Below are 1,029 nucleotides of genomic sequence, written 5' to 3'. Positions count from 1 at the left end.
GGTCAACGTCACTCGCGAAGTGGACGGCGGCCTCGAAACCGTGGCCCTGGCTACGCCCGCCGTCATCACCACCGATCTGCGCTTGAACGAGCCCCGCTACGTCACCTTGCCCAACATCATGAAGGCCAAGAAAAAGCAGCTGGACACCTTCAAGCCCGAAGACCTGGGCGTGGACGTGACGCCCCGCCTCAAGACCGTGAAGGTCTCCGAGCCTGCCAAGCGCGGCGCTGGCGTCAAGGTGGCCGATGTGGCCGCCCTGGTCGACAAGCTGAAAAATGAAGCGAAAGTGATCTGACTCCCCCTGAGTCGCCTGCGGCGCCTTCCCCCAAAGGGGGACGACGGCCTTGGCTGCGGGGCGGCCCTTGCTGGCCGTCCCTCGCCAGGCTGCGCTGTTGCCAAGGGCTGAGGTCCTCTCTCGGACTTCGCCAGAACGTAAAGAAATTTAGAGGTTGAATATGACTTCTCTCGTTATTGCAGAACACGACAACGCTTCGATCAAGACCGCGACCCTGAACACCGTGACGGCCGCCAAGGCCTGCGGCGGTGATGTGCATGTGCTGGTGGTTGGCGAAGGTGCAGCCGCTGCAGCAGCCGCTGCCGCCCAGATCGCCGGTGTCTCCAAGGTCATCCATGCCGACGGCGCCAGCCTCAAGGACGGCCTGGCCGAGAACGTCGCCGCCCAGGTGCTGGCGATTGTGGGTAGTGGTGCCGGCAACTACAGCCACATCCTGTTTCCCTCTACCGCCTCGGGCAAAAACGTGGCGCCCCGCGTGGCCGCCAAGCTGGACGTGGCCCAGATCAGCGACATCACCAAGGTCGACTCCGCCGACACCTTCGAGCGCCCCATCTATGCGGGCAATGCCATTGCCACCGTGCAGTCCGCCGATGCCGTCAAGGTCATCACCGTGCGTACCACGGGCTTTGACGCAGCCGCTGCCACTGGCGGCTCGGCGGCCGTGGAAACGGCGGCAGCCGTGGCCGACAGCGGCAAGAGCGCCTTTGTGGGCCGCGAAGTGACCAAGAGCGATC

Annotated in this window: 2 pseudogenes; both read left to right on the top strand. The window is 64.6% G+C overall.

Going from position 1 to position 1,029, the window contains the following annotated elements:
• Positions 1 to 295: pseudogene (locus tag CSE6_RS25930) on the top strand (electron transfer flavoprotein subunit beta/FixA family protein); the annotation flags it as partial.
• A gap of 160 nt (positions 296 to 455) precedes the next feature.
• Positions 456 to 1,029: pseudogene (locus CSE6_RS25925) on the top strand (electron transfer flavoprotein subunit alpha/FixB family protein); the annotation flags it as partial.

Origin of the sequence: Comamonas sp. E6 (assembly GCF_001010305.1) — a bacterium.
GTDB classification, from domain to species: domain Bacteria; phylum Pseudomonadota; class Gammaproteobacteria; order Burkholderiales; family Burkholderiaceae_C; genus Comamonas; species Comamonas thiooxydans.
This window is presented reverse-complemented; position numbering and strand designations above follow the sequence as displayed.